The organism is Mycobacterium sp. NGS27 (genome assembly GCF_059813005.1).
Map to the genome: position 1 here is coordinate 168,672 of NZ_JCALDT010000008.1, position 26,297 is coordinate 194,968.

A 26,297-nucleotide genomic window follows, 5' to 3' on the forward strand; every position below is an offset into this window, starting at 1 on the left:
CCGACGCGCTGATGCCCCTTCCGCTCATCGAGGGCCTGGGCGCGGCGCTGGAGGATCTGCGACGCCTATCCAGAAGACGCTGGCTCCGGTGTGGGTAGCCACACCTGGGGTCTGAGCGGGTGGATTCCGACTAAAATTCGTCCGGATCGTTCCGACGGAAACGGTCGCTCGGGTCGGTACTTCGTAGGTAGGTGCCTAAGAAGGGGCACCGTTGATCTCATGGAAGGACCACACAGCCGATGACCGAGCATCAGGACACCACCCCCGAACCGACATCCGAACGGCGTGGCCGGGTGGGCGCGATCACCCGCGCGGCTATGGCCGTGGCCGTCGGCATCGGCTACGGGTATTGCACCCACGATGTCGGCCAGGCCCTCACCGCTACCGGTGTGGCGCTGAGCTTGCTGCGCGAGACCTTCGGGCGGCCGTCGCGGTGAGCGCGGACTCCTGCCTGGTGTCCCGCGTGCGTGCCACACTTATGCCATGCCCGGCAATCGCACCAGGGTGAGCACAACGGTGGACGCCGATCTGCTCGCCAGCGCGCGCACACTGCGGGCCGGCGCCAAGGACCACGCCTTGTTCGATGAGGCCCTGGGGGCGCTCCTGGCCGCCAACCGGGCCGCCGAGGTCGACGCGAGCTACGCCGCCTACGACGAGCACCCGGCCGACGAGCCCGACCAGTGGGGCGAGGTCGCCGACTGGCGCCGGTCTGCGGGTCGAATATGACCCTGCCGGCGCGCGGTGAGCTGTGGTGGTGCGAGATCCCCGGCTCGGGCGCGCGGCCTGTCGTGGTGCTGTCCCGTGATGCGGCGATTCCGAAGTTGCGGCGTGTGCTCGTGGCGCCATGCACGACGACGGTGCGGGGACTGGCCAGCGAGGTGGTGCTCGACCCGAGTGGCGATCCGGTGCCCCAGCGTGCGGCGGTGAATCTGGATCTGGTGGAAAGTGTGCCGGTGGCGGCGCTGGGGACGCGGCTGGGTCGGCTAGCGGATTCGAGGATGGCGGCGGTGTGCGCCGCGTTGATCGTGGCGGTGGGCGGCCGTTGATTCAGCGGCGCCGGCGGCGTTCGGTGTCGAGGTCGACGACGTGCTGATGCTCGATGCCCCCGGCTGCGGTGGCGGTCTGGTGTTCGGCGACGGCGGCGGCGATGCGGTCAGCCATCTTGCTGATCATGTCGTCGGTGATGTAGACCTTGGCAGCCTGGCGGCCGATGCGCACGAGGCGGGCGACGTGGTCGAGGTCGTCAGAGATGTCCTGGCGGGCGGTGTCCTCGCTGACGGTGAGTCCGTGCCGGTCGGCGAGCAGGGAGACCAGCAGCGCGGCGCGGTCGTCGAGCCAGGGGGAGCGGCGTGCTTTCGTCATCGTGGCTGAACCGTACCGGCCGAGGGCGGCGCCGCGCGCCGTTCGGGTACTAGCAGTGCTCGCGCGTGATGGAGGCCATCGCACGGTTGCAGCGGGTCCTGGTGGCGCCGTGCACGACGACGGTGCGCGGGCTGTGCCAGCGAAGTGGTGTTGCAGCCCGAGGATGAGCCCGTGTCCCGTCCCGGGGCGGTGAACCTGGATCTGGTCGACTGCGTTCCCGTCGTCGCGCTGCATGCCCGCCTGGGGCGACTGGCTGAGGAGCCGATGCGGACGGTGTGCGCGGCGCTGGCTGTCGCTGTGGACTGGCGGGCTTGAGAAAAGGACGCTGCAATCGGCGCGCAAGTGTCGCCTGGTGTCACAGTTATCGGGGAGAATCGGGGCTAGTTGTTGGATTGATCCAGGTAGGAGACGTGGTGTGGCTGAGTTAGACGCCAATCCGGCTGATTTGGTGCGCTTCGCTGACGCCTATTCGCAGTTGGCGCACCGTGCGGCGCAGATTTCGCCGCAGGCCGCCGACGAGGTGCAGAAGGTGATCGACACCCACGGACCGATGGGCTATCCCACCGCGGTCGGGATCGCGGCCGGTCTGGCCAAGGCTGAAGGGCCGGTGCAGGCCAAGGTTGCTGATTTCAACACCTACGCCCAGCGGCTCACTGAGCACGCCGACACCTACACCCGGGTCGACGGCCAGGACGCACAGCGGTACAAGGCAGCGGACTTCTCCACCGATCTGCCCGGTACTGGGCAAGGCAAAGACTCCCCGGCCACGCCGTTGGACTCCAAGACGTGGAAGCCCGGCGACAAACGCCACATGCCTTACATCGCAGGCAAAGGCGGAAAGGGGCCGCCGAACACTGCCGATGCGCCGCCGTGGGTTGATATCTACGACAGGACCAAAGATCCTGATCAAGTTCCGCACAGTTTCGTGCGCTCCGATGAGATCCCCGGGGTGAAAGTCCTGCCGCCCAATCAATTAGGCCCGGCGCCGTTCTATGACGAACATGGCAACGAGATCCAATACGTTGAGCTGACCCCGAAGTCGGGGGTGTGGGTGCCGCAATCGGATTTCCCTGGCGCCAAGATGTATTCGCCGGGTGTTACGCCAAACCCTTTGCCGCCCTACGGGTATGACGAATGGCTGCCGGGCTCAGGGATCTATCTGTGGCATGGAGATATGGTTCCCGAGCCGTATAACCCGCATAGCATGCTGCCCGGGCAGACCACACCGCAATAACGCGCGCCCCTTCCAACCCTCCTGGGGGCGGGGAGGTTTTTGTCAGCTACGGCCCTGGGTGTGCGTTCGCCCAAAAGCACGCCCCAGTAGCGATTTTCGGGCGGCGGCCTCGGCGGCGGCACGAGTACGGCGTTGCGCGCGAAGGTCTCGGTCGAAGCGGCGGCGCAGGATGCGTTCTTCGCGCCAGCTGTGTTCGCTGTTGATCAGCCGGCTCATCTGAGTGTCGGTGAGGCTGGCAAGATCGCCGGCGCTATCGTGGGCGGCGATGACGATGTCGCCGCGCAGCAGGGGCACCTCGTGGGCGGTGAAGCGGGTGGTGGCCAGCAGCAACCCCGTCGCCTGACGGTTGACCCGCAGCCACGGGCTGTGACTGAACCAGAAATCGAGCACGCCGTCGCTACTGGTGAGCACTTGCAGTCGATCGCCGCGGACCAGGTCGGCGATGTCGGCCACACACCAAGGCTCGATCTTGTACAGCTCTTCGTTATGGCTGGCCAGAAGCGTAATCATGATCTTGGATCCTTCGCTACTTTCCTTCAGGTCGAACCTCGGACGGGGAGCGGTAGACAACAGATCGGCCGGAAAGAATTGCGGCGCAGACTAATCGCATTCGTCTAAATTCGGATGGTAACAACCCGAGCGGACACCGTCGGTCGATCAATGACCGATGGCTGCAGAGGCCCTATAAGGTACTCGTTTGCCCGGTGAGTTTTGGTGACGCGAGTGCGGGCCGGGCCGCCGCCAATGCCATGGCTCGATAGCCGGATACGACTGCGCGGTCTCCCGCTTTCCGCTTAGATCGGGTCCATGGATCTTGATCGGCTCCGTGACGGAGATGTCACAAGTCATCGCCGTATTGACGCTGATCTTGGGGTACTCGGGCGCCACCTCGTCGTCATCTCAGGGATAGCTTGTCCGAACTGGAAGATCAACGACGATAACCGCCATGCGGACAAGTGCGTTCTTCATCTGCGCGAGCGGGTCGACGACATAGAAGGCACGCCCGCGGTGTTCGTCGGATTGGCGAGCGTCGCCAATGGGGAATCGGAATACACCTTCGCCACCGACGCCGCGACCGTCGACGTGGACGACGCCGGCGAGCTTGTGCTCCATACTGACCTCGTCCTCATCGGTGAGTGGTCGGCGCTTTCCCGTTTCAGCTACCAGATCGTGCTGACCACACGCAAAGTGGTCGCGGAGATCTCAGGCACCATCTCGTGGCCGACACAGTGGTTCCGGCCGCCTACACCGGATCCCGCTGGCGTTTCGGGAATCTTCACCGTGGTGGCCAATAGGCGGGAGATTACCGAAAAAAATAGTGGCCCCGGGCAATTCGGTGAATTCACTGAGGTGCTCACACCGATTACGCCTGGGGAGATTGTTTCTGTGAGCATCGATGAAGAAACCACCCGGGCTGTATATCGAATCGTCGAACCTCCCAAGGGGCTCGAACTGAAAGTCACCGTGGCACAAGATGGCAGCCTCGGCGACGGTGTCCTATTCGATGCACCACATGGCGACCTCGTGACCCTCACCGTCGCCCAGCCGACGCGCTCCGACATCGACTTCACCGCTTCTTTGAAGAAGAAGCTGGGATGACTGCACCGCTTATCCCGCCAGAATCGCAGGTCCTGCGCATACCAGTCGCCGGCCCCTACCCGTATAACACTCTCGCGTACGTCCAGTATCTCGTGACGAGGGAAGATCTTGAGAGCCTTACGATTTCCATCGCGGCCGGCCAGATTGTGCGCGAGACTTTTCGTTCTCCCAGCCCACTCATACTGCACGGATTTGACTCGACAGACCAGCGCCAAAAGCGCGTAGAGCACTCCTCGACGGCAGTCTTGACGTCCCTGGCGGCCAGCGACGCCGAACCCTTCACCGCCGCAGTCGACAGCATTGGGATTGACGCGCAAGTTGATGACGAGAGCGGCCAGGTGTTCTTCACGTTCTCGCAGGCGAAGCGGTATGTCTACAGCAGCCCTTTTTTCGACAAGCAACTTAACTTCGCGATCCGGTTCAGCAGCTGGGTGCTGCTCTACGAGCCGCGCCCCGAGGGGCCCGACGAACGGGACAAAGCGCGCAACCTACACGCCCGTGTGCCCGTTGGGCCGCCCCCTGTGAAGCACTTTGGCGACGTCGGCGGGCAATGACATCGCCGTTATCGAATCAGCTGGCCGGCCGTAGGCTCGACCCTGCACAACTGTCCGTTGTGCCTAGCCAGAAGCGTGATCATGCTTCTCTTCTGCGTTGGTAGGTGTGACCCGAGCGCGCCGCGTCTACCCGAACGTATCGCCTGTTAGGCCGCTGTGCGCCATTGTGGGCCATCGAACGGCGAAGGCCCGCGGAGTACTCCATCCAGGCGCAGCAGGAGCCGCAAATGCGGGTTGGTCTCCGGAGGGTTTGCCTGCACGACGCTTAGACGCGCTTGGCCGCCGGAGATCACTGCGCTGACGTAGTCGATCAGGGGGTCGGGCACGTACCCCAAGTGCAGGTCGCGGTGAGTGATCCTGATGGCCGATGGGTTCACCGGGTTGTCGGGTACACGCTGTAGTCCCAGCACGGTGTCGCGTGTCAGCGCCGAAATTGCGCGGCTGGCCTCATCAGTGCAGTAACGGATGCCGTGCGCCAAGAACCGCGCCTCGGTGCGCCCCCTGGCCTGGTCAATCTGTGGTAGCGCAATGAGTTCGATCGTGTCGCCCTCTCGATATCCGCCCGAGGCGGTGAGAATCTCCCACGAATCAGCGTCTTCAGCCAGGTTCAGGCTCGCCAAGTACTGTGGCCTGTCGGCTCGCTTGGCGCCGATGACGCGCTCGGCGAACGCGGAAAACAGGTGGGCGCGACGATAGCGGCGGCCGACGTCGCTGAAGCCGATCAGCGGCACAAACGACGGATGCCGCACTGCCGCCTGCAAATACGCGAACTCGAAGGTTCCGTCGACGAGTTTGTCGAGGAAGCCTATTGCCCGATACGTGCCGTCAGGGTCGCGTCGGGTCACGATGAGCCGCGCCACCGTTGCGGGAGTCCGGATCCCGTTGGTGCGAATCAGAAGACCGCTATGCGCCATCGATCAGCCGCCTCCGATTCACTGCGAGAACTTCGGTAACAAACCTACGGGTTACCTCTGACATGTCGGGTATTGATTGCACGATATCTTCGCATGCATGGTCGCTGACCTGCGATATTTGCCGCATCCAGTGGGCGCGCGCCGGTGGGCTTGCCGCCTGAAGCGCATGCAACCCCAGCTCGACCAGTGTCAGCGGGCCTGAGTCAGGAAACCGAGAGGCTTTCCCGCGTCGGGACCATGTTTCGATGCCCTCCTCGAGCGCCCGCGCGTGCAGGGCTTCGCCGTACCCGCTGCCCAGGGCACTGCCGTGATCGAAGCTGTGGGCCAGGCGCATGACGCCGCTCGGCGCCTGGACCAGCGCCCAGTTGTAGGCGTGACGGTCGGTATTGACGATCCAGGCGTCCAACACGAGGTAGCCGACGAATACGTCGAACGCCGGCCACGCCTCGTACGGGGTTTCCGGTGGCCCGCTCAGCCCGGCGAGCGCCTGCGCGATCGCGTCCATGGTGTGTCCGTGGCCAGTGTCGGCGTCGAAGGCGTCGTCGAATTCCTCAAGCCGACTCGCTCCTGCGCTGAGCACCCACCCACTCGGCCGCACATCGCGGCTGATCGAGCCCCGGACCGGTCGGTGATCGCTGAGCTGCACCGACAGGGCCAATTCCGTTGTCGCGGCCGGCACCGTCATGAGGTGGGCCAGTTCGAATGAGATCTTCTCCGCCCAGTCGTCCCCTCGGACCAGCACGTCGGGCGTGTCTCCACGCTGTTGGCGCTGTGTGGAGAGCAACAACTCCTTGGTTCGGCGCGGCTTGAACAACCACTCTCGGCCCGCGTACGGGCTGCGTTCGGGGGGAATGAACCACCGCTTGCTTTCATCACCACCAGGTTCGCGTTCACCACGCACCCATCCCGCCCCGGCGAGGTCGACGACGGTAAATGCCACAACCCAGCGTAAACACCCATACGAGCGGGCAGGGTCAACAACGCCGGCGACAAGCACGGGGGTCTCCAACCGTGGGCCGCGGCTCAAATGAACCCCCGCGAGCGCTTTTAGCCGCGGTCCTTGTCGGTAATCGCCTGCAACGCAGAGTGATAACGGACGATCTGCATGCGCACCAGGTCGAGTTGCTGCAGTGTGGCCGCCAGCGTAGTGGTGGTGTTCCCGTAGGTCGCATAGCTCGTGGCGCCGAGGAGATCGACGCCAAGGGGCTCAGCCGGGTGGTCGCGGGCCTCGGTGATGTCGTTGCGGATCGCCTCGAGCTCGACCTCGACGCGCGCGATCAAATCCGCCGCGCGTTGCAGGTGTCGGTCGCGCTGCCGCAGCACGAGCTGTCGGCAGTGCTGCCAGGTGGGCACATTGGCCGCGGGCAGGTAGGCGTGTCCGCGGGCAGATCTCAGCGCTTGCGGCAGCAGCTCATCAGCGATCAGCAACTGCAGCGTGTCAGCGCTGATACCGCAGAGTTTCGCGGCCTCGGAGAGCTTGAGGCCTTGCGGCTCTTGAGGATTGGTCACTGGTCAGCGGCCTTTGCGTAGTACGTGCACCCGGGTTTTCGGGGCGATCAGCGGAGCACCTTTGGGGCCCTTGATGTAGTCGCCGATGTACTTGGGTTTGCGCCAGCTGTGGTTGGGGCCCCAGGCCTGCTGGCGCCAGTGGCCCGCGACGGGGAAGCGGTGGTTGTAGGTGCGGCCGGGCTCGGCGCCGGGTTCATAGGTGGCTGCTCGGGCACGCAGGTCGACGATCGTCACGGTTGAGGGTTCTCGCGGCGGTCGCTCTGGGGGCTGGTGATCATCTTCGATGTCAGCCGGTTGGGGCTCCGGGGGTCGAGGAGATCCGATGGTGCGGGTTTCGGCGACGTTGGCTTGGGCCATGAGTAACCAGGCCGCTCCTACGACGCTGACGAAGGGGTGCGCGCTTTCGGTGTTGTTGGCTTCCTCAGTACGCGGGACGTCGGGTTTGGCCATGATGGTTTGCGCTGCCCAGACCGGGGAGGTGGTGTCGGCGAGCCGTAACACCTCAGGGTTTTGGTCCTCGCGTGAGAACGGCACCAATTGGAGCAGGCCATCTGGTCTGCTCCACCACCACACGCCGTCCCAGGAGATGTCGATGATGGTGGCGACGTCTGGGGTGAGGCCTTGGGCGATGTAGGCCGGGTTGTTCAGCCCGGCCTCCACCGCGTCGGGTTTGAGTGTTCCCGAAGGGACGGTGCCCGCGGATTTCGCCCAGCACAGCATGCCGGTGGGAGCCGGTAACGCGGCTGCCGGTGTCCATTCCGGTAGGGATTGGGCAGCATCCAAAACGACGTCGACCATGTCGCGGGCGACCCAGTAGAGCTCCGCGGTGCGCAGGGCCTGGGCTTCGGCTCTGATGATGGGGGCGGTGTCGGCGAATCTCGCGATCAGACGTTGGATCCTTTTCGCCGTGGCGATGTCGTGCGCTGAGGCATCCGGCGGTGGTGGGACCTTGTACTGGTCGAATGAGATCTCCGCTGTGGCCTCGAGCGCGCTGCACCACTGCCGGCGGATGATCGGAACGCTCGTCGCCGCCCAGGGCGCGCCGCGCCGCCGGCTCATGGCAGCTCGGGGACTGAGTCGATGCGCCTGCTTTCCGCGGCGCTGACGATCAGGCACTTGATGTGGGCGAGCCGCATGCCAAATATTCTGCGACACCATCCGCCCCGGCCGGGCGGCACCTATCGACATTGTGTGGCACGGACGGCGAAGAGATCGCGCGCTCAGTCGCTCTGGCAGGCCGCAGCCGCGGCCGCGCGGTCTTTGACGGTGATCGGCAGCTGGTACTTGACGGTGACGGTGAGATAGCGGATGACGTAGGGGCATTTGTCGATCGCGGGTAGCCATTCGGACAGGGTGGAGTCGCCTTTGCTGCTGTTGGCTGAGCTGGATACCGCGACGAGTTCGGTCATGTCGTTGGCGAAGATCCGGCGCTGCTGCAAATCCCATTGGGCCGCACCTGCATTCCAGGAAGCCCGCAGCGGCACGATGTGATCGACCGCCACGTGTTTGAGGTCGACGATTTGCCCGGTGTAGGGATCGGGCTCTAGCCGGCCCGCGATGACCTTGCAGTTCCGCGTTCCCGGCTTGTATTCGATGTCGTGTAACGCGGTGTGCAGCAGGCGGTTGCGGGTGTCGCAGCCGGTGTGATCGAGGGGATCGTTCCAGGCGGGGCCGAACACGCAGCCGTGTCCTTTTCCGCATCCGCGGTCATACCCGGGTGCGGGGTTTATCTGGTCGACGATGCGTACCTGTGCGAGTAGGCCGGCCACGGAGCCAGTCGCCCGCGGCGGCGCCGCTGGGCCGGCTTGGCTGACACCGAGGTGGGCGCAGCCGACAGTGATCGCCGCGGCCGCAGCCACGGCCCACCGGCTGGCGCGGTGCCTTCGGGTTGTGGTCTCGGTGGCGTGCACGTTGCCGACCGTAACGCCGTCTCATGACAGGGCGATCAATTCGTCCGTCGGCACAGCGCGGTTGCCCCTTGGGGCGTCGAGCTGTTGCGTCGGTGATGTCGGTTCGGTCGTCGATAATGGGCTGGTGTCTGAGCCTTTGCACAGTAGTCGGCAGGCGCCGAAACTGCCTCCCGCGCGAATCCAAGATCTGACGATGTTGGTTCGAGTTCCTGGCCGGCCCGAGGCGATCCGCGCGTTCACTGATGCCGAGCACGCTCTCGCCGAGCACTATGCCTCCCAAGAAGGGGGCGTGATTACCACGCTCGGGAGTGACTGACACTGCTATACGCGGCGGACGCCACGATGGGTGAGCATGAAAGAGGTGGGCGGTGGATCGATTTCAGCCGCGCGGTGTTCGAGTTCGCGTGCGTTCTGGCTGCCACGAAGTCCGACGGCTGGCCGGATGATCCGTGGGAATTCTGGGAGAAGCCGTGGCATTGGGACAACGCGCATGCGCTGTGGGAAAGGCTCGGCAAGCCGCGGCGGCCCCACCCGAGGTGGGCCCGTTTCGTTCACGCGGTGGACACCCATGGCGAGGTTGCGGCACTTGCTGAGCTGGAGGAGTCCGGCGCGCTCACTCCGCTGTGGTGGGAGAACGACAGTGAGTGGTCGGCCTTCGCGGCTGCTTTTGCAGCGGCGGGTCACCGCTACGTCGCCGCGGCGCCGTTCCTGGGCGAGGGCGACACCGGCCTGGTGTTTCGCTGGGTCTTCGACGAACCACATAGAGCCTGGGTGGAGCTCGGCCGGCCCCGGCCACATGCGCGTGGCTGGGCCGAATTCGTGATCGGGTGGAGGTTCGTTGAGCCGACATCTCGAAATGACTGACGGGAGGTGGCGCCGGTACGATCGACGCGAGCGGTTCTTCCGAGGCGGCGATGACGCCCCGCGGAGCGCTCGGCGATGGCTATCTTGTAATGGCGCTCGAAAGCTCCCCTTCAGCATCAACTTTCGTGAGGATTGCTGTGCGCGACGAATTGTTTTCCGGCTTCAGCGAAACCGGGTGGGATGAGGCACCCTGGGATGCCGAACCCAGGTTCACTGCCGACGAGCTGCAGATTCTGCTCAATCCGACGCTATCGGCCGCGGAGGCCGCCGAGCGCGTCGGCTGCGTGGTGCGCGACGTTCTTCGGCTGCGCCGAACAGCCTAAAAGCAACAGGCTGACACCCGTGACTTTCAGCGCTGTTCTGAATCCCTGTGTGGCAGTGAGTCGCTTGCGCCTGATGCTGCGCGCATGAGGACGTCGGTGGCAACGACGAGGTCACCGCGTTGTTCGACGAGGCCGTTGCGGCGCAGCTGGCCGAGGTAGGTCGAAAAGGTGCCGCCACTGACGCTCACATCGGCTGCCTGGGCGATCTGATCTCTGGTCAACCCGTTCGGGTAGGCGTCGATGGCTGCTTGGAGCATTCGCGCCGCTCCGGCGCGCAGGATGCCGAGGTAGTGCTGCTGGAGCTCTTGGGCGGTCATGGGTTTGGGCCGGTGGCCGACGTATTGCCAGCCGGCCTCGGTCAAGGTGAACCCGGTGGCGTTTTCATCGATGAGTCCTGCGCGGCGCAGTTGTCCGAGGTAGGTCGACCAGGTGCCGCCGGTGTGCTTCATTCGCGCGACCGTGGCCCACTGGGATTTGGTGAGTCGCAGCGGGGCCATTCGAGCCAGCGCGGTGATCATGCGGTGCGCTCCGGAGCGAAACCGCAACGGCGCGTCACTGTTTGGTTCGGCCGGTTGGCCGAGGGTGGTGGGGGAGCATGGGTCGCCGTTGTGCTGTGCGGTGGCAGCGTTGGTGGGGCGTGGTTGGCTCGGGTGCTTGGGCTCGGCAGGCCGTGTCGAGGATGTGGTCTCGTGCGCTGGTGCGGTAGGCGGTGCCGGCGCGGTGGTGAGGGTGTGCAGTGCCGAGTTGATCAGTTCGGCCGCTGATCGCAGTGACTTGACGACGTGGGGGTCTTCGTGACGTCGTGTCTGAAGGTCGGTCAGTTGTGCGCGCAGTGTGGCGATTTCACTCTCGCGCTGCTCGAGGAGCTGCGCGGCGGCGGACGCCTGCTGGGTCGCCTGGTCTGCGCGTGCGCTGGCGGCGGCGAGTTGGCTGCGCAGGGACTGTATTTCGGCGTGAAGAGTGTGTGGGTCGTTGTGGTGGGCGCGTTCTCGTGTTGCGGCGATCTCTGCGCCGAGTTTGTCGAGGTCGATGTCGGCGCGTTTCTTCGGGACCACCCGTGTTTGTCCTGGCTTGGGTGTGGCGTGCGAATCGAAGGTGCTGAACATCGGAAACGTTGTGCGCTTGAGGATTCGGAGGAACCCGGGGCTCCACACCCATCCTTCGCCTACGGCCAGTGATGGCAGGGATGCTATGACTTGGCGGGCGGTGGTGTCGTCGTGGTCGGCGTTGACGTTGATCCAGTCTTGGACGGCTTTGATCGAGCGGGGTCCGGTCATGCGGAGCAGGATCACCGTCTCCATCAGTTCCAGTACGGATTTTGCGGTTTCTTGTGCGCGCTGACTGACCACTGTGAGGCCCAGGCCGCGGTGGCGGCCGCGTTTGGCGAGGTCTTCCATTGCACCCAAAAGTCGCGCGGTGTCGGCTGATACGCGCTGGGGGATGAGGACGTCGGCTTCTTCGATCACCACGTGGAGGGGGTCGCGGTTGCGGTGGTAGAGCCGTTCGGCGAATGCGGTGGCAAATGTGCGTGCTTGTGCCTTGCTCATGTGTGATAGGTCCAGCACGGCGGGGATCCGGTCGTCGACGATGAGGTCTGCGAGTAACTGGCCGGCGGTTGGTTCCAGGGGTACGTCGTGGTGGTCTCCGCCGAAGATGACGAAGGGCAGGCCTGGGCCCTTGCCGTCGGCGCTGGAGCGGATGCCCCACCAGTCGCCTTTGACGTCGAGTACGACCACTGGCAGGCCGGCGGTGTGCATGAGTTCGACGAGTCGGTGTGTGACGGCGGATTTTCCGCCGCCGCGGTTGGCTAGTACCGCGACACCGGCGGTCACGATTTCAGGTGGCAGCTGGACGCCAGGCGCGAGGTCGATTGCGCCTGGTCTTGTGGTGTCGGCCTGGGTGCTCATGCTGGCCTCATGGGGCGACGATAGCGCCGTAGAGCGACGTTGCGGCTTTTTACCTGACGCGGGTGGTGGCGGCTGCGACGAAGGCTGTGCAGGCGGCGGGGTCTTTGCGGCCGGTCGCGGATTTGAGGCGGCTGTTGGCGTCGACGCCGAATGGGTGGACGGTGTCGATGGCTTGGCCGACGTTGTCTGCGGCCAGGCCGCCGGCGAGGATGACCGGCAGCGGGTGGAGGCGTTCGACGATGCGACGGCTGGTGGTCCAGTCGTGCGTGAGGCCGGTGCCGCCCAAACGGGTTTCGGTGCGGCTATCGAGCAGGAGCGCGTGGGCGGCGGTGGCTGCTTCGTCGGCTTCGTCGATGCTCTGCGAGCCGGTGATGTGCACGGTGCGAATAATGCGGCGGTGTGCGCGGTGGCGCCAGAGTTCGCGCGCGGCAGTGGCGGTCAGCTCGCCGTGGACTTGGATGGTGTCGACGCCGAGGAGGTCTGCCACTTCGCAGATGCGGGAGGCCTCCGTGAGGTGGGTGACCAGCACCGTGGAAACGAACACCGGGGTGGCCGCGGCGAGGTGTTGGGCTTGTTCGATGTCGAGTTCATCTTCGCTGAGGTGTGTGGTGCCAACGATCAGTCCTATTGCGTCGGCGCCGGCGGTGACCGCGGCCGCCAGGTCGTCAGTGGTGCCGATGCCGCAAATCTTCACGCGCACAGCAGGATTCATGGCGGCGGGTAGTTAGTCGCGTTGGGCGCGTATGTAGAGGAAGAACGGTTGGGTGTTCAGTGCGTGGAGCAGCTCGGCGTCGATGTCAGCGGTGGGCTGGATCTGTGGTTCTTCGACGGTGTCGATGCTGAAGCCTGCGCGTCGGAGTTCACCGAAGATGCTCGATAGGGGCCGGCGGTATGACTGGGCTGTCACCTCGAGGCCACCCCAGTTCCACACCTCGCTGACCAGCTGCGTGCGGTGGTAATCCGCGCGATCTGACAACAGCCATCCGGTGATGGGGTGGTGCATGGAGAAGACCAGCGTTCCGCCGGGCTTGAGGCAGCGGTGAAGCTCTCGCATCAGCGGAGCCCAGTCTTGGATGTAGTGCAGGACTAGCGAGGCCACGACGACGTCCACGCTGGCGGGTGGGGCGATGTCGGTGGGCTGGTCGAGGTCGACGAGTTCGAACTGGGCCGCAGTGCCGAGCCGTTGACGGGCGAGCTCGATCATTTGCGGCTCGGCGTCAACGGCGAGGACCTCGGCGGCTCGTTGGACCAGATGGGTGGTCAGGCCGCCGGCGGCGCATCCCAGTTCGAGAACGTGTTTTCCGCTCAAATCGCCGGCCAGTTCAAGGATGGTGGGCCGGTCGTATTGGTTGTTGACCGGATTCTTCACCGACCAGGCGGCGTAGGCGCTGGCGTGGTCTTTGAACAGCGAGGTGGCGGTCATTGGCTTCATCGTAAGCACCGCGGGCACCCAGTTTGCGCCAAGCGATGTCGCTTCCGGGCCTCTTCTCGTCTTTCGGAGTCGCGTCGAGTCGCGTGGTGAAGTCGCATAGAGTCGCTTTTGGCTTCTAGGCTGGCTTTGTGGCGAATTTGTTGAAGGCGCTTCTCGACGAACGTCACATGCACGCTTACTCCGAATTCATCGCTGAATATAAGCGCGTGGCCCGGGAATTAGACCTGCCCCGCAATGCCGTTCCGCCCACGAAATCGCAGTATTACCGCTGGGTCGGAGGTCAGGTGCGGACCCTTCCCCAAGGGCATCACTGTGTGGTGCTCGAGCAGATGTTCTCGGGCTGGACGGCCAAAGAGCTGTTCGGCCACGGACAGCCTCGCGGCCCATCAGTTGCAGTGGATGACGATGTGCTCGCCGGGATCGGGCCAGGCCTAGATCCTGCGCTGTTGGGAGGGCTCTGGGCGACGGGCTACCTGATCAGTGGCGGCTACCGGCACGTCGATCTGTCGACGGTCACCGTGCGGGGAGCGGGGATCGTGTCCCGCAACTATCCGCCGGCGCCGCGCTTTGAAGGTCATTCGGCCGGGCACGAAACCGATGTGACCGCACGGCTGTTCGGTCGACACCTGATGGGTCATTTCCGTAATCACAACGACCGCTACTTCTTTGGCTCGCTGCATCTTGTGATGCTGCCCGGTGAAACGATTCTCGACGGCTACTACACCGGTTTTCTCAATGACGCTGCGGTAGTGGCCCATCCGTGGCGGTGGGTGCGGGTCGATCCACACTCAGTCGAGGGCGTCGACCTCGATGCGGTCACCTTGGACGATCCCGGCGCTGTCTATGACACCCTCGCCGGGCGTAACCAGTTCGACGGGCCGCTCGCGCTCTCAGACATCGTCGACTCTGCCTGAACGCAGGCCGCAAGACGCGTTAGCCGAGTCGCGTCGAGTCGCGCGATGTGGCGGGACGAAATACGACTTGGTACGCGACCAAACGGGTCTGCAAGACGTCGCGGAACGACCGCCCGATCGCGCATTGTGTCGCTATGTCACCGATATCGAGTAGTGGTGCGGTAGGGGCCGGGACCTGTCCAAGCCAAGGGGTGAAGCCCTCGGGCGCTGCCGTGCTGCCCTGCATGCTTTGGACTACACCCCAGCAAAAAACCTAGCGCAATGTTTCAAACCATTGCACCGCTGTGTTTTTGTTGGTAGCGTCTGCACCCATACCCACCAGGCCCAGGCAAGGAGACCGCGCCCCGTGAGCGCCTCAGAACCACCCCCAAGGACGCCGGAAAACAGCGCGCCAAAGCACAGCGCCCGTGCATCACGGCCCACTGCCGCAGTCCGCTGGGCACCCCTCGGCGCCACCGCCCTGTGCCTGCTGCTCACCGGCTGGCCCCATTCGCCGACCCGACTCCGCCCCCAGCGATTGTTATCGAATCGTTATTGGCGAGTTGTCGTTTTTTCCTTTGCTCACTTTCGTGACTTTCCGCGTTTGACCTGTTGGAATTTTTCTGTACCCAGCCTCGGTGCCGGGGCAAAGGCATAGGGCGTTCGGAGGACCGATGGGAATGGAAAGGCTCGCCAGCAGGCCCGTTGTGGCTGTGGCTGCTGGTTGCGCGCCGGCCCTGCCCCACACGCAGCTCAGCTGCGCGGCGCGTACCGATCGAGGCTATGTCGACCGCAGGGATTTGCTGGGAGTTGCGACGCCGTTACACCGGGGCGCCGGGAGGCCGTTGGCGGGCGCGCTGGTAGGCCGCTTGGTATTCCTCGACGCTGATTCCGAGCCGTTGTGCGAGCTTGGCCGCGTTGGTGTCAGTGAGTGCCGCGTCGGCGCGTTCGATGCCGCGCAGCGTGGTGGTGGCGATCTTGGCGGCCGCGGCCAGCTCGGGCTGGGTCAGCCCTTTGAGGACACGCCAGTCACCGGGGTAGCGCTCGTCGGCGGGGATGGTCACAACCTGCTCGATCGGAGTGTCGAGGATGCGCATAACGCGGGCAAGCAGATCCACCTGAGGGGTTCCCTTGCCGCCTTCCCAGTTGAAGATGGTCGCCGGCGAGACGTCGGCGACCCGGGCGAGGTCGCTGACGCTGATGCCGTTGTGACGGCGGATCTCGGCGAAGGTCTGTGCGTTGAAGCCACGCAGCACACGGCGCGTCATACGAGGTCTACGGCCTGGCGCGTCATAGCTAGACAGGTTCACCGAGGGCTCCCGAAAATTGTTAATCCTAGTGTCTTACTTTATCGTCTTAGTTTAGAGTATGGTGTGCGTAAGACCGGCTTAATGAGGAGGATTTGGTGAAACTGCCTCACGCACTTGGGCATCGCCCAACGCCTCAGATGCCCTCCCTTGCCGGGTTCGAGCCATGCTTCGCCCCCATTCCCACCTCGCGGATCAAGCAGCCCGCCCAGGCCGTGCGTCCCGTGTACTGGTGGACCACTGAACTGCGCCGGCGCGGCGATCTGCTGCTTGGCGTGCACTTCGATGCCAATCAGCTGGCGGCGCGCGTGAGTGTGCGACTGGCCTCGTATCGCCTCGTCGAGGTGGTGCGCAGCAACGACCACAACCCTGCGCTTCCCCATGACGTGCCCACCCTGCTCGCCGAAGCGGTGTGGCGCCTGGGTGCCCTCGGGTGGACTGAGCAGCTCGACGAGCTCCTGGACCTGCTGCGCGGGCTCGGCTTGATGAACGCGCCGGCGCCGATCCGTAAGTGCGTGGCGCCGATTCCGGGGCGGGTGTGCCAACCCGACCGCGGGGTGCGTATCGCGTACTGGTGGGCGCTGGCGTTGCTGCGCCAGGGGTGGCAGCTGCACGCCTGCGGCGAAGATGTTGCTCGGTTTGGGTTCGTTGCCGAGATTCCGGCCCCGGACGGCGAGCCGAGGCTGGTCGTCTACCCCGGGGATATGGCGCCGGACGGCACCGAGGCCGCGGCGCTGGCCAACCACCTTGTCCGGCTTAGCACCCGCCAACGCCAGCTGGTGCGGCAAGCCATCGCCGACCCTGCGGCAGGGGAAGGACGGATCTTGTGATGTTTCTTGGCGCGCAGGGCTTTTCGAAGGTGGTGGTACGGCTGCTGAGCTAGCTGCGCCCGCCGCGGACGCGGCGCTTTTCGCACATGTCAATAGCGATGACCCTGTCCCAGAAAACAGAGAACCCCCCGAAGGGGGCTAACTCTGGGATTTGGACGACGAAGGTACCAGCTTCGCGCCCAAGGGTCTTCCCCCCTGAAGGAGGAGATGACTTTGCTGAGTCAATCTCAGGGTAGAGGCTACCCATCAGCGGAATCAAGCCTTTCTGCCCTCAATGTCCGTTCCACGGTGCTGACGTGCACCAACACCGGCCTAGACGCGGCCGCAGGGGCCGTCGCCGCCTCCTTGGGCCTCAGTCGGCCCGCATCCGCGGCCTTCGCTGACTGCCCGCTGTGCGGCAAGGAGCCGATCGAGCCAGTCCGGGTGGACGGCCAATGGGCCTGCCGTAGTTGCACCAGCTCCTGCCTGCTGTGCAGCTGGCCGTGCGTGCCTGGCGACGAGGCGTGCGCCGAGTGCATCCGGCACCTGGGCCTGGACCGGCAGGCGGTGCTGGTATGAGCACACCAGCGCTGTTCGTCGAGGCGAGCACCATCGAAGACCTCTCAACACCCGCCGAGCTGATGGCGGCCCCCGCGGGCCCTTACCAGTGCGCCGAGCTGGCTATCTGGGAGGAGTTGACCCGAAGCCTGACCGCCTATCCGCGCATCTGGGGATCGGTCGAAGAGGGCGCGATGCTGCTGGGCGAGGAGGTCGACGAGCTCTGGGAGGACGTACGCGCCAACCGCATCGACCACGCCCGCATTGAGGCTACGCAGGCCGGCGCGATGGCCGTCCGGTTCATCGCCGACCTCTACAACCCCATTGGGCCCGCCGGCGACCGGTGTCGTGCCGCACTGGCCGAGCAGCGCGCCGTGCGCGCGGCCGTGGGCCCCAGGCGCGCCTTGTCGTCGAGCCACGAGGGATTCGGCTTCCTGCGACGCGAATACGACGCGCTGTGGTCAGCGATTCGTTTCGACGATCCCGCCCGGCCCGCTGCCGCGCGAGTAGCCGGCATGGCGGTGCGGTTTATCGCTGAAATTACGAGCACACCAATGGTATTGGGGCGTGCGCGATGATGATGGTGATCCGTGAGCAGCAGTGGCGCAAGCAGGCCGTGTGCTACCTGGAGACCTCGGATGCCCCGGAGTTGTGGACCCCTGAGCATCGGCCCAAGCAGGATGTGCGGGTCCACCTCGAGCAGATGTGCCGGCGCTGCCCCGTGGGGCGGCAATGCGCGGGTGACGCAGTCGCCTCTGGGGCCGAGAGCGGGCTGTATGCCGGCGTGTGGGTGCCCGAGCGCCGCAAGAAAACTCAGTGGGCTCTAGCGATGGCCAGGTTGGGTGAGATCGCTGGCCTGCAGGCGGGTTCAGGTGAGCTCACCGGGCTGGGGGTCTCGGCATGAACGCGACCAAATGTGCACCCCCGCGGCGGCCGCGGCCGCAGTCGCAGGATTTCGCTTCGTTCGTGTCTGCGGTCCGGTTGCATCTGTGCGCTGTGGGTGAGGATCCCGAGACGCGTACGCGTCACGTCGCGGCGGTGTTGGCGTTCACACCCATCGAGCGTGTCGGTCAACGGATGCGGATTCACTTCGAGGACGGGCCCACCGCCTTATGGATGGCGCAGGCTCTGGCGCACAAGGATGTCGAGTTGATCGACGTCGGCGCCGACGGCGGCACGATCGTCATCGCCAATCCGCAAACCGTGTTGGGCCGCTATGGCTTTCGTGATGGTCGGTGGCTGTTCGGGCAGGGCATGCCCGCAGCGGTGGGAGTCAGCCGCGGGGCGGTGCATGCCGCGGCGCATTTCAATCGACAAGGGATGAAGGTGGCGTGCCCGAGCGCGTCGATGATGCTGACGCTCACCGCGGTGATGTCGCGGTTAGGAATCCACGCGAAGCCCACTGACGGGCGCCCGCGCGCCGCGGTCGGCCCGGGCCGTGTTCCTGAGGCGTTGGCGCGGCTGGGTATCGCCGACGTCGGCGCGCAGTATCGGCGGCTGCGTGAGAACACGTTGGGGGACCGATCATGAATGAGGTTGCGACAACACCGAATACGCGATCGATCAACCACCGAATCACCGCGCACCGGATGCGCAATCGTGGCCAGTCACCTGATGCGATCGCCGACTACTTGCGGGTCACTCCCCGCTCGGTGCACCGGTATTTGTCGTTGCCTTGTCCAGAACCGCCGCCGGCCAGCGAGGAAGTGGACTTGGTCAGCTTCGTCTCAAAGGGGGCGTGCGCTGCGTTTCCCGAGGTCGACTGGCTAAGCCGTAGTCCGTTGGTGCAGGCCGAAGCCAAGGCGATCTGCCAGTACTGCCCGGTGTTGGACGAGTGCCGCAGCTATGGGCTGAACAAGGGCCGTGATCAGCGCGGTGTCCTGGGCGGGATGACCATGGCCGAACGTGTCCGTGAGTTGCGTCGCCAACGGCGGCGCAGCGCGCAGCGGCCAGGAGTCGTCGCCGAAGACCAGGGGGCGGCATGAGGGCGGCCGGCGGCACGGCGAGACGAGCGCCGGCGGCGGCGGGCAGCGGGGCACCTGCCGATGGGCATGACGCGTACCGGCGTGGGTTGTGCGTGGACTGCAAAGCCACCTGGCACTCACCGGGCCGGACCCGATGCGATGCCTGCCACGACATCTATGCCGGCGGCGGCGTGGAGCGCACACCGGGTGCGCGGCGAGGAAGGACCACAGCAGCATGACGATGAGTGTGAGTGTCACCGCGGCGGCGGCCAACGCGGGCGGCTACATCGACGCGGTGCGCGTCGAGGAGTTGTTCGTCGATCCGTCCTATCAGCGCGCGGTCGATATGGGCCGGGCCCGCAAGCTGGCCGCCGGCTGGGATCGCCGGCTGGCCGGGGTGATCGAGGTCAGCGATCGCGGTCACGACCACAACCCGCGCTACGCGCTGGTTGATGGCCAACACCGTTGGGAGGCTGCGCGATTGCGTGACCCCCAGGCCACGATGGTGGCCCGCATCCATGAGGGTCTGACGGTAGCTGACGAAGCCCGGTTGTTTGATCGGCTCAACCGGGAACGGCGGCGCCCGTCCACCTGGGATCACTGGCAGGCCCGCAAGGCCAGCGGTGATCCTGACGTGCTGGCGATTGAACGCGTCGTGACCAGTTTGGAGCTGCAGATTCATCACGCACCCAAGGCCGGAAACGTGCGCTGCACCGCGACATTGGAGAAGCTTTTTGCCCTCGGCGGCGCCGATCTCATTCGCGACACCCTGGAATTGATTTTTCAGGTGTGGGACCTGCGCATGGATGCCTACGATGCGCCGCTTGTCCATGGCATCGGCTTGATCCAACACCATCTGGGCGACCGTATCGATCCGGAGCGGCTGGCCGACACCCTGCTGGGTGTGCTTCCGCCGGCCCTGCGCACCCACGCTGCCGCGTTGGGGGAGACCCTGACCGGCACCGCAGGTGTGCGGATGGCGATCACGATCATGGTGCTCTACAACAGGAACCGCCGCGTACCAGGACAGCGTGTCTTGGTCTGCGCGCGCACCTTCGGCGGCGGGGCGCGCAACGCGCGCTCACGTCCCCTGCCAGCCAAAAGCGCCTGAGTCGCAGGGCTTTTCACTCATAAGAGGTGTGTTGTGACATTGATGTTGGATCTTCACCTGCCGCACTGGCATCGCCCCGAGCGCCGAGCGCACTTCTCGTCGGATCGGCGCTACCGGTACTGGCTGAGCTGCCGGCGTGGGCCCGGGCCGGCACTGATGTTCATCTCCTTGAACCCGTCGGCCGCCGACGAGCACCGCGACGACCCCACATCGCGGCGTGACATCGGGTTTGCCGACGGTTTCGGCTACAGCGCGGTCACCTTGACCAACCTGTACGCCGCGCGGGCCACCAACCCCAAAGACCTTGGCGGCATGGATGATCCGATCGGGACCAGCGACGATCCGCAGTACGACAATGACGCTCAGCTCGACGCCCAGGCCGCCGCGCACGACGTGATCGTCTTGGCCTGGGGTGCTGACGCCGACCCGGCGCGGGCCCGGGCCGTGGCCAGCCGGATGTGGCGGATCTGTCAGGCCACCGGCGGCAGCCTCGCCGTACTGGGCTGGACCTGCAGCGGACAGCCGCGCCACCCGCTATATCTGCGCAAAGACACGCCGCTGCAATGCCTGACTGCACGAGCGCACCGCGACATGATCGACGTCGACCCGCGGTGGTCTGCACTGCTGACAGACAGCGATGCGCTCGCTGGGTTCGACAGCGTGGTGGCACAGTGAGCGCGCCGCACTACGCCACGCAAGACACCGCGGCGGATGCGGTGGCAATCGCTGACCATATTGTGGCGGTCCTGGGGCGGCGGATCTACCGTGCAGCGCGCGAGATCGCCCTGCAAGACGGTATCGAACAGGTCTTGCAGGAGCACGACTTTCGGGTTGAGCGGGAATTTCGGCTCACCCAGCGCGACCGGCCCGACTTCCTCGTTGATGGTTGCGTGGCTCTCGAGGTCAAGATGCGGGCCAGCGGTTCGTCGGTGCTGGCGCAGTTGGCCCGGTATGCCGCGCATGAGCGGGTGGGGGCGCTGGTGGTCGCGACGCCGCGGCTGTCCTCGCTGTCGGGGATGCCCGCCGAAATTTTCGGGGTGCCGGTGCGGATGGTCGCGCTGCCGGGGCCGGGGTTGGTGCTGTGACGGCGCGCGTCGTCGGTCAGTACCGGTGGGCCCCGGAAGGGGTGTGGGAGATCGAGGCAGAGCCCGACGTCATGATCCGCATCAAGCGGATCTTTCCGCGGGTTGCCGCCACCACCCGTGGCACGGTCACGCTGACGGGCACTCTCGAGGTCGCGCGGGATTTGGAATGGCTGACCGACCGGTGGCCCATGAAGGCCTCGTTGCAGGATCGCCAGCGGCTGCGGGCGATGGCCGGCGAGCATCGGCGCGCCGAAAGCGCTGTGCAGCATGTTCTTTCCGGCGGCGCGCTGTCGGTCGATGCGGGCCCTGGATGGGTGTCGCCGGCGGTGCCGCTGCGGGGCTATCAGCGCACCGCGCGGGATCTGGTGTGGGCGACCGGCGGGGTGCTGGTTGCCGACGAGCTCGGGATGGGCAAGACGTTCACCAGCCTGGCGCTGTTGGAGCGGCCGCAGGCGCGCCCGGCTCTCGCGGTCACGTTGACCGGCACGATGCCCAAGCAGTGGCGGCGCCAGCTGGCCACCTTCTACCCTCAGCTCACCTCGGTCGAGGTCAAGACCGGGCCGATTCATTCGCTGCGGCGCCGCGGGCGCACCGCGGATCTGATTGTGATGAGTTACTCGAAGCTGGCCAAGTGGCAGCACCACCTCAAAGGTGTTGTGAACACGGTGATTTTCGATGAGGTGCAGGAACTGCGCCGGGACCAATCCGACCGGTATAAGGCCGCGATGACCGTGGCCCGCGAGGCCACCTACCGTGTTGGTCTGTCGGGGACCCCGATCTACAACTACGGCGGGGAGATCTACAACGTCATCGACGTCCTGCGCCCGGGCGCGTTGGGCGACCGCTATGAGTTCGCGCGGGAGTGGTGCCACACCTCGGGGCTGGACACCAAAACCCAGGTGTATGACCCGACGGCGTTGAGATCATATTTGACCTCGCAGGGTCTGTTGCTGCGGCGCACGCTTGAAGAGGTCGGTATCGAGGTTCCGCCGATCATTCCGATCGAGCAGTCGGTGCCGTCGGATCCCAAGGTGCTCAGCGAGATAGAGGGTAATGCGGTTGCGCTGGCCCGGCTGATCTTGGACCAGTCTGCTAACCCTCGCGAACGCTGGACGGCGGCAGGTCAATTCGACTGGATGATGCGTCAGCACACCGGAATTGCCAAGGCGCCGTTTGTTGCCGACTTCGTGGAGCTGCTGTTGCAAAGCGAACAGCGGGTGATCCTGCTGGGGTGGCATCACGCCGTGCATGACATCTGGGCCGAACGGCTGCGCTCCTACCGGCCGGCGATGTACACCGGGCGCGAGACGGACAGGGAAAAAGAGCGGTCCTTAGACGATTTCATGGCCGGTCGGGCCCGAGTGCTGATCATGTCGCTGCGTTCGGGGGCTGGTATCGACGGGCTGCAAGAGGTGGTCAACACGCTGGTATTCGGGGAGCTGGATTGGTCCCCGGGCGTGCACAAGCAGGCCATGGGGCGGCCTGGGCGGCCCGGACAGACCAGGCCAGTGCGTGCCTATTTCGCGACCACCGATTTCGGGTCTGATCCGGTGATGCTCGAGACGCTCGACATCAAGACTTTGCAGGCCGATGCGCTCATCACCGGTTCTGGTGATGGCGTGCGCAAGCCGGCCCCGGATCGGATGACCCCGGAGCGCTACGCGCAGATCAGGCGATTGGCCGCCCATGTGGTGGAGCAGGCCGATCGGTTACCGGCAATGGAGAAAACAGCGTGAGACAGCACGATGGGGCTTCGGTGAATACGGTTGCCGCGCAGCGTCGTCGGCAATTGGTCACTGCGCGAGCTCAGCAGGGCGGGGTTGAGGTCGATCCGCGTTGGCTGTCGCCGCCGTCCGGTGCCGGCGCAGTTGCCGCCGATGCCGCCGACACTGCGACGGTGACCCGATGAGTGGCTATGGCGAATCGCGGTTTGCCATCGCGGCGGCCAGCGATGGATTTCAGTCGCGTTGGCACGCGGTGGATGTCGCCGTTTTCGGGCCTCGCGTCGCGGCAGGTGTCGAAGAATGCTACCGGCCCGAAATCTATGCAGTGTGTGGACAACGCTGCAACCACATCGCCACGCGGTTAGGCCCCTTCACCTACGGCAGCCGTTGGCTGGCCTCGCGGCGCTGCGAGCGGTGCGGCTGGGTGGTGGCGTTGAGCCGAGGCACAGTGGAACAAGAAATCGCGCACTACCTCCCTGATGGCGCGCATCGCGATGTCATCGCCGCCACCGCGGGTGGCTACCCCGATCTGCTGCGGCGCATCTTCGTGGCGATTCTGGCTGATGCCCCGCCCGGGCGAGCTGGTGAGCCTGGGCATCGTTCGGATCTGCTCGCACACGCGGCCCGGCACCGCCCCGTGGTCATGGTCTGCCAGGCCTGCAACGAGAGCTCGAGCGCTGCAACGGCCCATGGCGAGGAGACCCTGTGCTGTCCCGACTCTGCCGTGGTCTGCGCCGAGTGCACGTTCAGTGCTGGGCCGTGGGCGGGGGAGCGCGAGGGCGTGCCGACCGGTGAGTGTGTCGTCGGCGCCCCGTGTTCGGTGCTGATCACCCTGGCCCACCACTACGGCGTGGATGTTGCCGACGGCAGCGATGCCGAGCCGCCGGGGCGCGCATTGTCGATGCCCCCTCGGCTCTGAGGTTCCCGCACCCGGCAGGGGTGCAGCTGAAATCGGAAAGGAGTTCTCATGTCATCCGCCAAGAGCGCTGACGGTGCGGCCACCAAAGGACGACCGTCCGGCCATCGTGGCTGGGTCGTCTGTGATCCCGCTGGCTACCCGTACGCCTGGTATCGCAGTGATCAGGCTACAGAGCCCGCGACGGCCATGGCCCTGCTCGAACCCGACCCCCTTCTGCGACAGCAGATGACCGACGCCGGGTGGTCGGTACGCGTCGGCAGCGGCGTCGACCTAGCGCTCGGCGCCGAGCTGACCAAGGCCACCGCGTGATCTGCGCCCGACCCAACAGCGGGTGCTTGCAACAGTTAGCACCAGGCGGTTGGGGTCCCGGTTGTCCGGCCCGACAACCGGGGCCGACCTGGGCTTTTCCCCACGCCCATGGAGGGGCTAGCGCGCCAGCAAACACGGTTTCGAGGGCGTGGAGCCCTTCGGTGCCGCCGGTCGGCCGCCAGCAAACAATGCGTAGAAATGGTGCTCTACCAGCGGTTTTAATTGGCAAATCGTCGGTGGGGGCAGCTCAGCAAACACGATTTCAGCGACTCCGAGCCCCCGTATGACGCCGAGCTAGAGCCAGCAAACAGGAAAGTTCGTGTCGGTCCGCCTTCATCGGTCAAAGGCATGGTCGGATGAAGCCGACGACTCGGATCAGGAAGCCACGTCGGAAAGGAGGCAATAGCCGCCCAACATCCCCGAACACCAGGGGAGAGACGCCACAAAAAAATAGCGGGACCAGAAAACAGAAACCCCCCGGAAGGGGGATCTGGGAATCGATCAGAAGGTCGAATTCGGAGCGCCAACTCCGAGTTTCGTGAGGTCCGAAGCGCCAACTTCGAATCTCGGTCCCCGTGCTGAACAGGGAGAACTGCGTGACAAGTAGTTCCCAGGGTAGCTCTTACCCAGGACACAATTCAACGTATTCAGGCGAAGTGTCGCAGAAACACCGTCTGAACTGCTCAAAGACGCCACATGTCGGCGCGCGCCGGCGCGGCGGAGGCCGGCCGCAGGAAGTTTGCCGGCATCGACAGCGGGTGACGTTTTCCGACGCCGAAATGGTGCGCGGCCGCGTCGAAACACACGCTGCCCAGCTTGGCCTGCGAGGCGCCCGACGCCACGTCCTGACCGCGGTACTCAAGCTGCTGTGCGGCTGGAGCCGAATCACCGACGACCGGGTAGCACTCGGACAACTCGTCGAGCTCATCGCCGCCGGCGGCGGCCGACGCTACGACCTCAAAACCGTCGGGCGCGCGCTAGCGGCGTTGGCGGCCGACGGGCTGATCGTCTATCGGGCAGCCCAAGGCCGCAACACCCGCGCAATGGTGGCGATCAACGACCAATTCACCGGTGATATCGCCGTGCTCGCCCGGGATCGCGACGGCCGGGTCATCACCTCGGGCAGCCACTGCGAGCCCGATTCGGTCACCTTTTCGCGGCGCCTTCCTTATAAGAACCAATCTCTCTACCCCCCTACCCCCCGCAACGACGAGCAGCCCGACAGCTCCCGACCGGTTGAGGTCGAGGTATCCACCGACGAACTGCGCCAGGTGCTGGCCGGCTTGCCCGAGGTGCTGGCACGGCTGCCCAAGCACCTGAGGTTCATGCTGGGTGCGCAGATCCAAAACCGGCTGGCCGCAGGGTGGTTGCCCGATCAGATCCTCGACAAGCTGCACCGGCCGATGCCGGCGGACCTGCAGCGGCCCTGGCGCCTCGCGCTGTGGCGGCTGCACCACAACGTGCCCGGTGCCGGACCCCGGCTGCGCCCCTTGCAACGCGCCTGGGAGCAGCGGGCCCAACGCCAGGCCCGCCAGGAACAGGAACGCACCACTGCGCACTGGTATGCCCAAGTGGCCGCGGTCACCAGCCCCGCCGGCCGCGCCGAGCTCCTCAAGGCACACGAGGTGAAATTCGGCCGTCCCGTGGACCCGATCGCCGCGCTGGCCGCGGCGGGACGGCGGGCCCATCGGTTGTTCCCGCAGATGCCTTTGGCGGCGGCCTTGACCCGCTGGGCGCACGAAACCCTAGCCCAGTTGACAGCGGAACCCGTTGCGGTCGAAGACATTGCGGCTCCATCCGCTATCGACACCGACCTGCTGATGGACCTGGCGATCAGCGGAGGCTGCCAGTGCATGCTGTGCGGTTCACACCGCGCCACCATGCGCCCCGAACTGCCGCTGAAATCGATGGTGTGTGATCAGTGCTGGCCCGTGATCGCGGCCGAACTCGCCGGGGACCGCGACGAGGATCACGACGGCGCCCAGTGGGTGGCCGCATGACCGATCTCGA

32 protein-coding genes and 1 pseudogene are annotated in these 26,297 nt (G+C 65.4%); 22 read left to right on the top strand and 11 right to left on the bottom strand.

Annotated features, from left to right (window positions below; translation table 11 throughout):
• The first annotated feature begins 239 nt into the window (after nucleotides 1-239).
• The 3 genes from AC5Y30_RS21565 to AC5Y30_RS21575 are packed head-to-tail and all read left to right on the top strand — an operon-like array spanning nucleotide 240 to nucleotide 1,046.
• Nucleotides 240-437 (top strand): hypothetical protein, encoded by a 198-nt coding sequence (locus AC5Y30_RS21565; RefSeq protein ID WP_036473391.1) that lies wholly within the window; start codon nucleotides 240-242, stop codon nucleotides 435-437.
• A 46-nt stretch (nucleotides 438-483) separates the two neighbouring features.
• Nucleotides 484-726: a hypothetical protein gene (locus AC5Y30_RS21570; protein ID WP_036473390.1), complete on the top strand. Its 243-nt coding sequence runs from the start codon at nucleotides 484-486 to the stop codon at nucleotides 724-726.
• On the top strand, nucleotides 723-1,046 hold the full coding sequence (locus AC5Y30_RS21575; protein ID WP_036473389.1) for a type II toxin-antitoxin system PemK/MazF family toxin: 324 nt from the start codon (nucleotides 723-725) through the stop codon (nucleotides 1,044-1,046). Before AC5Y30_RS21570 ends, AC5Y30_RS21575 begins: the two co-directional genes overlap by 4 nt.
• Nucleotide 1,047: 1 nt before the next feature.
• Here the strand turns inward: AC5Y30_RS21575 and AC5Y30_RS21580 are convergent, their stop codons facing one another.
• Nucleotides 1,048-1,362, bottom strand: a complete 315-nt coding sequence (locus AC5Y30_RS21580; RefSeq protein ID WP_036473388.1) for a hypothetical protein — start codon at nucleotides 1,360-1,362, stop codon at nucleotides 1,048-1,050.
• Here AC5Y30_RS21580 and AC5Y30_RS21585 point away from each other — a divergent pair.
• Together AC5Y30_RS21585 and AC5Y30_RS21590 are read left to right on the top strand one after the other, a co-directional pair.
• A pseudogene (locus AC5Y30_RS21585) lies at nucleotides 1,361-1,677 on the top strand (type II toxin-antitoxin system PemK/MazF family toxin). The gene AC5Y30_RS21580 and the pseudogene AC5Y30_RS21585 sit on opposite strands and share 2 nt — an antisense overlap.
• A 100-nt stretch (nucleotides 1,678-1,777) precedes the next feature.
• A complete protein-coding gene (locus tag AC5Y30_RS21590; protein ID WP_051641669.1) occupies nucleotides 1,778-2,596 on the top strand; it encodes a type VII secretion target in 819 nt (272 codons plus the stop codon).
• 42 nt (nucleotides 2,597-2,638) lie between these two features.
• Here the strand turns inward: AC5Y30_RS21590 and AC5Y30_RS21595 are convergent, their stop codons facing one another.
• Complete coding sequence (locus AC5Y30_RS21595) at nucleotides 2,639-3,106, bottom strand: hypothetical protein (protein ID WP_051641668.1); 468 nt, start codon at nucleotides 3,104-3,106, stop codon at nucleotides 2,639-2,641.
• Nucleotides 3,107-3,403: 297 nt separating this feature from the next.
• On the opposite strand from AC5Y30_RS21595, the gene AC5Y30_RS21600 reads away from it, so the two are divergent.
• Together AC5Y30_RS21600 and AC5Y30_RS21605 are read left to right on the top strand one after the other, a co-directional pair.
• On the top strand, nucleotides 3,404-4,195 hold the full coding sequence (locus tag AC5Y30_RS21600; protein ID WP_139813871.1) for a hypothetical protein: 792 nt from the start codon (nucleotides 3,404-3,406) through the stop codon (nucleotides 4,193-4,195).
• Complete coding sequence (locus AC5Y30_RS21605; RefSeq protein WP_036473380.1) at nucleotides 4,192-4,749, top strand: hypothetical protein; 558 nt, start codon at nucleotides 4,192-4,194, stop codon at nucleotides 4,747-4,749. Before AC5Y30_RS21600 ends, AC5Y30_RS21605 begins: the two co-directional genes overlap by 4 nt.
• Nucleotides 4,750-4,895: 146 nt before the next feature.
• On the opposite strand, the gene AC5Y30_RS21610 is transcribed toward AC5Y30_RS21605, so the two are convergent.
• The 5 genes from AC5Y30_RS21610 to AC5Y30_RS21630 all read right to left on the bottom strand — a co-directional run bounded on the left by AC5Y30_RS21610 (nucleotide 4,896) and on the right by AC5Y30_RS21630 (nucleotide 9,082).
• Nucleotides 4,896-5,663, bottom strand: a complete 768-nt coding sequence (locus AC5Y30_RS21610; protein ID WP_051641667.1) for an HIRAN domain-containing protein — start codon at nucleotides 5,661-5,663, stop codon at nucleotides 4,896-4,898.
• Nucleotides 5,653-6,603, bottom strand: a complete 951-nt coding sequence (locus tag AC5Y30_RS21615; RefSeq protein WP_036473378.1) for a HipA domain-containing protein — start codon at nucleotides 6,601-6,603, stop codon at nucleotides 5,653-5,655. The genes AC5Y30_RS21610 and AC5Y30_RS21615 overlap by 11 nt, the downstream gene beginning before the upstream one ends.
• 107 nt (nucleotides 6,604-6,710) lie before the next feature.
• Nucleotides 6,711-7,172: a MerR family transcriptional regulator gene (locus AC5Y30_RS21620; protein WP_036473376.1), complete on the bottom strand. Its 462-nt coding sequence runs from the start codon at nucleotides 7,170-7,172 to the stop codon at nucleotides 6,711-6,713.
• Between the two features lie 3 nt (nucleotides 7,173-7,175).
• On the bottom strand, nucleotides 7,176-8,231 hold the full coding sequence (locus tag AC5Y30_RS21625; RefSeq protein ID WP_036473372.1) for a hypothetical protein: 1,056 nt from the start codon (nucleotides 8,229-8,231) through the stop codon (nucleotides 7,176-7,178).
• Between the two features lie 161 nt (nucleotides 8,232-8,392).
• Nucleotides 8,393-9,082, bottom strand: a complete 690-nt coding sequence (locus AC5Y30_RS21630; protein ID WP_051641665.1) for an HNH endonuclease family protein — start codon at nucleotides 9,080-9,082, stop codon at nucleotides 8,393-8,395.
• 342 nt (nucleotides 9,083-9,424) lie between these two features.
• On the opposite strand from AC5Y30_RS21630, the gene AC5Y30_RS21635 reads away from it, so the two are divergent.
• The gene (locus AC5Y30_RS21635) at nucleotides 9,425-9,946 is read left to right on the top strand and encodes a hypothetical protein (RefSeq protein WP_084954308.1); all 522 of its coding nucleotides are present in this window, start codon (nucleotides 9,425-9,427) and stop codon (nucleotides 9,944-9,946) included.
• 137 nt (nucleotides 9,947-10,083) lie between these two features.
• On the top strand, nucleotides 10,084-10,269 hold the full coding sequence (locus tag AC5Y30_RS21640; RefSeq protein ID WP_036473362.1) for a hypothetical protein: 186 nt from the start codon (nucleotides 10,084-10,086) through the stop codon (nucleotides 10,267-10,269).
• 26 nt (nucleotides 10,270-10,295) lie between these two features.
• Here the strand turns inward: AC5Y30_RS21640 and AC5Y30_RS21645 are convergent, their stop codons facing one another.
• The 3 genes from AC5Y30_RS21645 to AC5Y30_RS21655 are packed head-to-tail and all read right to left on the bottom strand — an operon-like array spanning nucleotide 10,296 to nucleotide 13,599.
• Nucleotides 10,296-12,176 carry an ATP-binding protein gene (locus tag AC5Y30_RS21645; protein ID WP_051641664.1) on the bottom strand — a complete coding sequence of 627 codons (1,881 nt, stop codon included), beginning with the start codon at nucleotides 12,174-12,176 and terminating at the stop codon, nucleotides 10,296-10,298.
• A 49-nt stretch (nucleotides 12,177-12,225) separates the two neighbouring features.
• The gene (locus AC5Y30_RS21650; RefSeq protein ID WP_051641663.1) at nucleotides 12,226-12,876 is read right to left on the bottom strand and encodes a phosphoribosylanthranilate isomerase; all 651 of its coding nucleotides are present in this window, start codon (nucleotides 12,874-12,876) and stop codon (nucleotides 12,226-12,228) included.
• A gap of 24 nt (nucleotides 12,877-12,900) precedes the next feature.
• Nucleotides 12,901-13,599 carry a class I SAM-dependent methyltransferase gene (locus tag AC5Y30_RS21655; protein WP_176234870.1) on the bottom strand — a complete coding sequence of 233 codons (699 nt, stop codon included), beginning with the start codon at nucleotides 13,597-13,599 and terminating at the stop codon, nucleotides 12,901-12,903.
• 137 nt (nucleotides 13,600-13,736) lie between these two features.
• Between AC5Y30_RS21655 and AC5Y30_RS21660 the strand changes: the two genes are divergently transcribed.
• The gene (locus tag AC5Y30_RS21660) at nucleotides 13,737-14,522 is read left to right on the top strand and encodes a hypothetical protein (protein ID WP_036473359.1); all 786 of its coding nucleotides are present in this window, start codon (nucleotides 13,737-13,739) and stop codon (nucleotides 14,520-14,522) included.
• Between the two features lie 800 nt (nucleotides 14,523-15,322).
• Here the strand turns inward: AC5Y30_RS21660 and AC5Y30_RS21665 are convergent.
• Nucleotides 15,323-15,769, bottom strand: a complete 447-nt coding sequence (locus AC5Y30_RS21665; protein WP_064939214.1) for a helix-turn-helix domain-containing protein — start codon at nucleotides 15,767-15,769, stop codon at nucleotides 15,323-15,325.
• Between the two features lie 137 nt (nucleotides 15,770-15,906).
• Between AC5Y30_RS21665 and AC5Y30_RS21670 the strand changes: the two genes are divergently transcribed.
• The 12 genes from AC5Y30_RS21670 to AC5Y30_RS21725 all read left to right on the top strand — a co-directional run bounded on the left by AC5Y30_RS21670 (nucleotide 15,907) and on the right by AC5Y30_RS21725 (nucleotide 26,287).
• Nucleotides 15,907-16,638 carry a hypothetical protein gene (locus tag AC5Y30_RS21670; protein ID WP_036473353.1) on the top strand — a complete coding sequence of 244 codons (732 nt, stop codon included), beginning with the start codon at nucleotides 15,907-15,909 and terminating at the stop codon, nucleotides 16,636-16,638.
• Between the two features lie 554 nt (nucleotides 16,639-17,192).
• On the top strand, nucleotides 17,193-17,753 hold the full coding sequence (locus AC5Y30_RS21675; protein ID WP_225337332.1) for a hypothetical protein: 561 nt from the start codon (nucleotides 17,193-17,195) through the stop codon (nucleotides 17,751-17,753).
• The gene (locus AC5Y30_RS21680; RefSeq protein WP_051641662.1) at nucleotides 17,750-18,079 is read left to right on the top strand and encodes a WhiB family transcriptional regulator; all 330 of its coding nucleotides are present in this window, start codon (nucleotides 17,750-17,752) and stop codon (nucleotides 18,077-18,079) included. Before AC5Y30_RS21675 ends, AC5Y30_RS21680 begins: the two co-directional genes overlap by 4 nt.
• Nucleotides 18,080-18,141: 62 nt before the next feature.
• The gene (locus AC5Y30_RS21685; protein ID WP_225337333.1) at nucleotides 18,142-18,705 is read left to right on the top strand and encodes a hypothetical protein; all 564 of its coding nucleotides are present in this window, start codon (nucleotides 18,142-18,144) and stop codon (nucleotides 18,703-18,705) included.
• Nucleotides 18,702-19,160, top strand: coding sequence for a WhiB family transcriptional regulator (locus AC5Y30_RS21690; RefSeq protein ID WP_225337334.1), 459 nt, complete (start codon nucleotides 18,702-18,704; stop codon nucleotides 19,158-19,160). Before AC5Y30_RS21685 ends, AC5Y30_RS21690 begins: the two co-directional genes overlap by 4 nt.
• Before the next feature lie 214 nt (nucleotides 19,161-19,374).
• Nucleotides 19,375-20,250, top strand: coding sequence for a DUF6551 family protein (locus AC5Y30_RS21695; RefSeq protein ID WP_036473344.1), 876 nt, complete (start codon nucleotides 19,375-19,377; stop codon nucleotides 20,248-20,250).
• A 42-nt stretch (nucleotides 20,251-20,292) separates the two neighbouring features.
• Nucleotides 20,293-20,925: a DUF1643 domain-containing protein gene (locus tag AC5Y30_RS21700; RefSeq protein WP_225337344.1), complete on the top strand. Its 633-nt coding sequence runs from the start codon at nucleotides 20,293-20,295 to the stop codon at nucleotides 20,923-20,925.
• Entirely contained in the window at nucleotides 20,922-21,335 is a 414-nt protein-coding gene (locus AC5Y30_RS21705) for a hypothetical protein (RefSeq protein ID WP_051641661.1), read from the top strand. Before AC5Y30_RS21700 ends, AC5Y30_RS21705 begins: the two co-directional genes overlap by 4 nt.
• Nucleotides 21,332-23,071 carry an SNF2-related protein gene (locus tag AC5Y30_RS21710; RefSeq protein ID WP_051641660.1) on the top strand — a complete coding sequence of 580 codons (1,740 nt, stop codon included), beginning with the start codon at nucleotides 21,332-21,334 and terminating at the stop codon, nucleotides 23,069-23,071. The genes AC5Y30_RS21705 and AC5Y30_RS21710 overlap by 4 nt, the downstream gene beginning before the upstream one ends.
• 169 nt (nucleotides 23,072-23,240) lie before the next feature.
• Nucleotides 23,241-23,978: a hypothetical protein gene (locus tag AC5Y30_RS21715; RefSeq protein WP_051641659.1), complete on the top strand. Its 738-nt coding sequence runs from the start codon at nucleotides 23,241-23,243 to the stop codon at nucleotides 23,976-23,978.
• A 48-nt stretch (nucleotides 23,979-24,026) separates the two neighbouring features.
• The gene (locus AC5Y30_RS21720) at nucleotides 24,027-24,287 is read left to right on the top strand and encodes a hypothetical protein (RefSeq protein ID WP_084954305.1); all 261 of its coding nucleotides are present in this window, start codon (nucleotides 24,027-24,029) and stop codon (nucleotides 24,285-24,287) included.
• 758 nt (nucleotides 24,288-25,045) lie between these two features.
• On the top strand, nucleotides 25,046-26,287 hold the full coding sequence (locus AC5Y30_RS21725; RefSeq protein WP_036473337.1) for an oxygenase MpaB family protein: 1,242 nt from the start codon (nucleotides 25,046-25,048) through the stop codon (nucleotides 26,285-26,287).
• Nucleotides 26,288-26,297: the final 10 nt, after the last annotated feature.

Coding starts and splice junctions, on each gene's coding strand:
- AC5Y30_RS21565 (WP_036473391.1), top strand. CDS start 240: ATGACCGAGCATCAGGACACCACCCCCGAACCGACATCCGAACGGCGT.
- AC5Y30_RS21570 (WP_036473390.1), top strand. CDS start 484: ATGCCCGGCAATCGCACCAGGGTGAGCACAACGGTGGACGCCGATCTG.
- AC5Y30_RS21575 (WP_036473389.1), top strand. CDS start 723: ATGACCCTGCCGGCGCGCGGTGAGCTGTGGTGGTGCGAGATCCCCGGC.
- AC5Y30_RS21580 (WP_036473388.1), bottom strand. CDS start 1,362: ATGACGAAAGCACGCCGCTCCCCCTGGCTCGACGACCGCGCCGCGCTG.
- AC5Y30_RS21595 (WP_051641668.1), bottom strand. CDS start 3,106: ATGATTACGCTTCTGGCCAGCCATAACGAAGAGCTGTACAAGATCGAG.
- AC5Y30_RS21600 (WP_139813871.1), top strand. CDS start 3,404: ATGGATCTTGATCGGCTCCGTGACGGAGATGTCACAAGTCATCGCCGT.
- AC5Y30_RS21605 (WP_036473380.1), top strand. CDS start 4,192: ATGACTGCACCGCTTATCCCGCCAGAATCGCAGGTCCTGCGCATACCA.
- AC5Y30_RS21610 (WP_051641667.1), bottom strand. CDS start 5,663: ATGGCGCATAGCGGTCTTCTGATTCGCACCAACGGGATCCGGACTCCC.
- AC5Y30_RS21625 (WP_036473372.1), bottom strand. CDS start 8,231: ATGAGCCGGCGGCGCGGCGCGCCCTGGGCGGCGACGAGCGTTCCGATC.
- AC5Y30_RS21635 (WP_084954308.1), top strand. CDS start 9,425: ATGGGTGAGCATGAAAGAGGTGGGCGGTGGATCGATTTCAGCCGCGCG.
- AC5Y30_RS21645 (WP_051641664.1), bottom strand. CDS start 12,176: ATGAGCACCCAGGCCGACACCACAAGACCAGGCGCAATCGACCTCGCG.
- AC5Y30_RS21655 (WP_176234870.1), bottom strand. CDS start 13,599: ATGACCGCCACCTCGCTGTTCAAAGACCACGCCAGCGCCTACGCCGCC.
- AC5Y30_RS21665 (WP_064939214.1), bottom strand. CDS start 15,769: ATGACGCGCCGTGTGCTGCGTGGCTTCAACGCACAGACCTTCGCCGAG.
- AC5Y30_RS21675 (WP_225337332.1), top strand. CDS start 17,193: ATGAGCACACCAGCGCTGTTCGTCGAGGCGAGCACCATCGAAGACCTC.
- AC5Y30_RS21680 (WP_051641662.1), top strand. CDS start 17,750: ATGATGATGGTGATCCGTGAGCAGCAGTGGCGCAAGCAGGCCGTGTGC.
- AC5Y30_RS21690 (WP_225337334.1), top strand. CDS start 18,702: ATGAATGAGGTTGCGACAACACCGAATACGCGATCGATCAACCACCGA.
- AC5Y30_RS21695 (WP_036473344.1), top strand. CDS start 19,375: ATGACGATGAGTGTGAGTGTCACCGCGGCGGCGGCCAACGCGGGCGGC.
- AC5Y30_RS21700 (WP_225337344.1), top strand. CDS start 20,293: ATGTTGGATCTTCACCTGCCGCACTGGCATCGCCCCGAGCGCCGAGCG.
- AC5Y30_RS21715 (WP_051641659.1), top strand. CDS start 23,241: ATGAGTGGCTATGGCGAATCGCGGTTTGCCATCGCGGCGGCCAGCGAT.
- AC5Y30_RS21720 (WP_084954305.1), top strand. CDS start 24,027: ATGTCATCCGCCAAGAGCGCTGACGGTGCGGCCACCAAAGGACGACCG.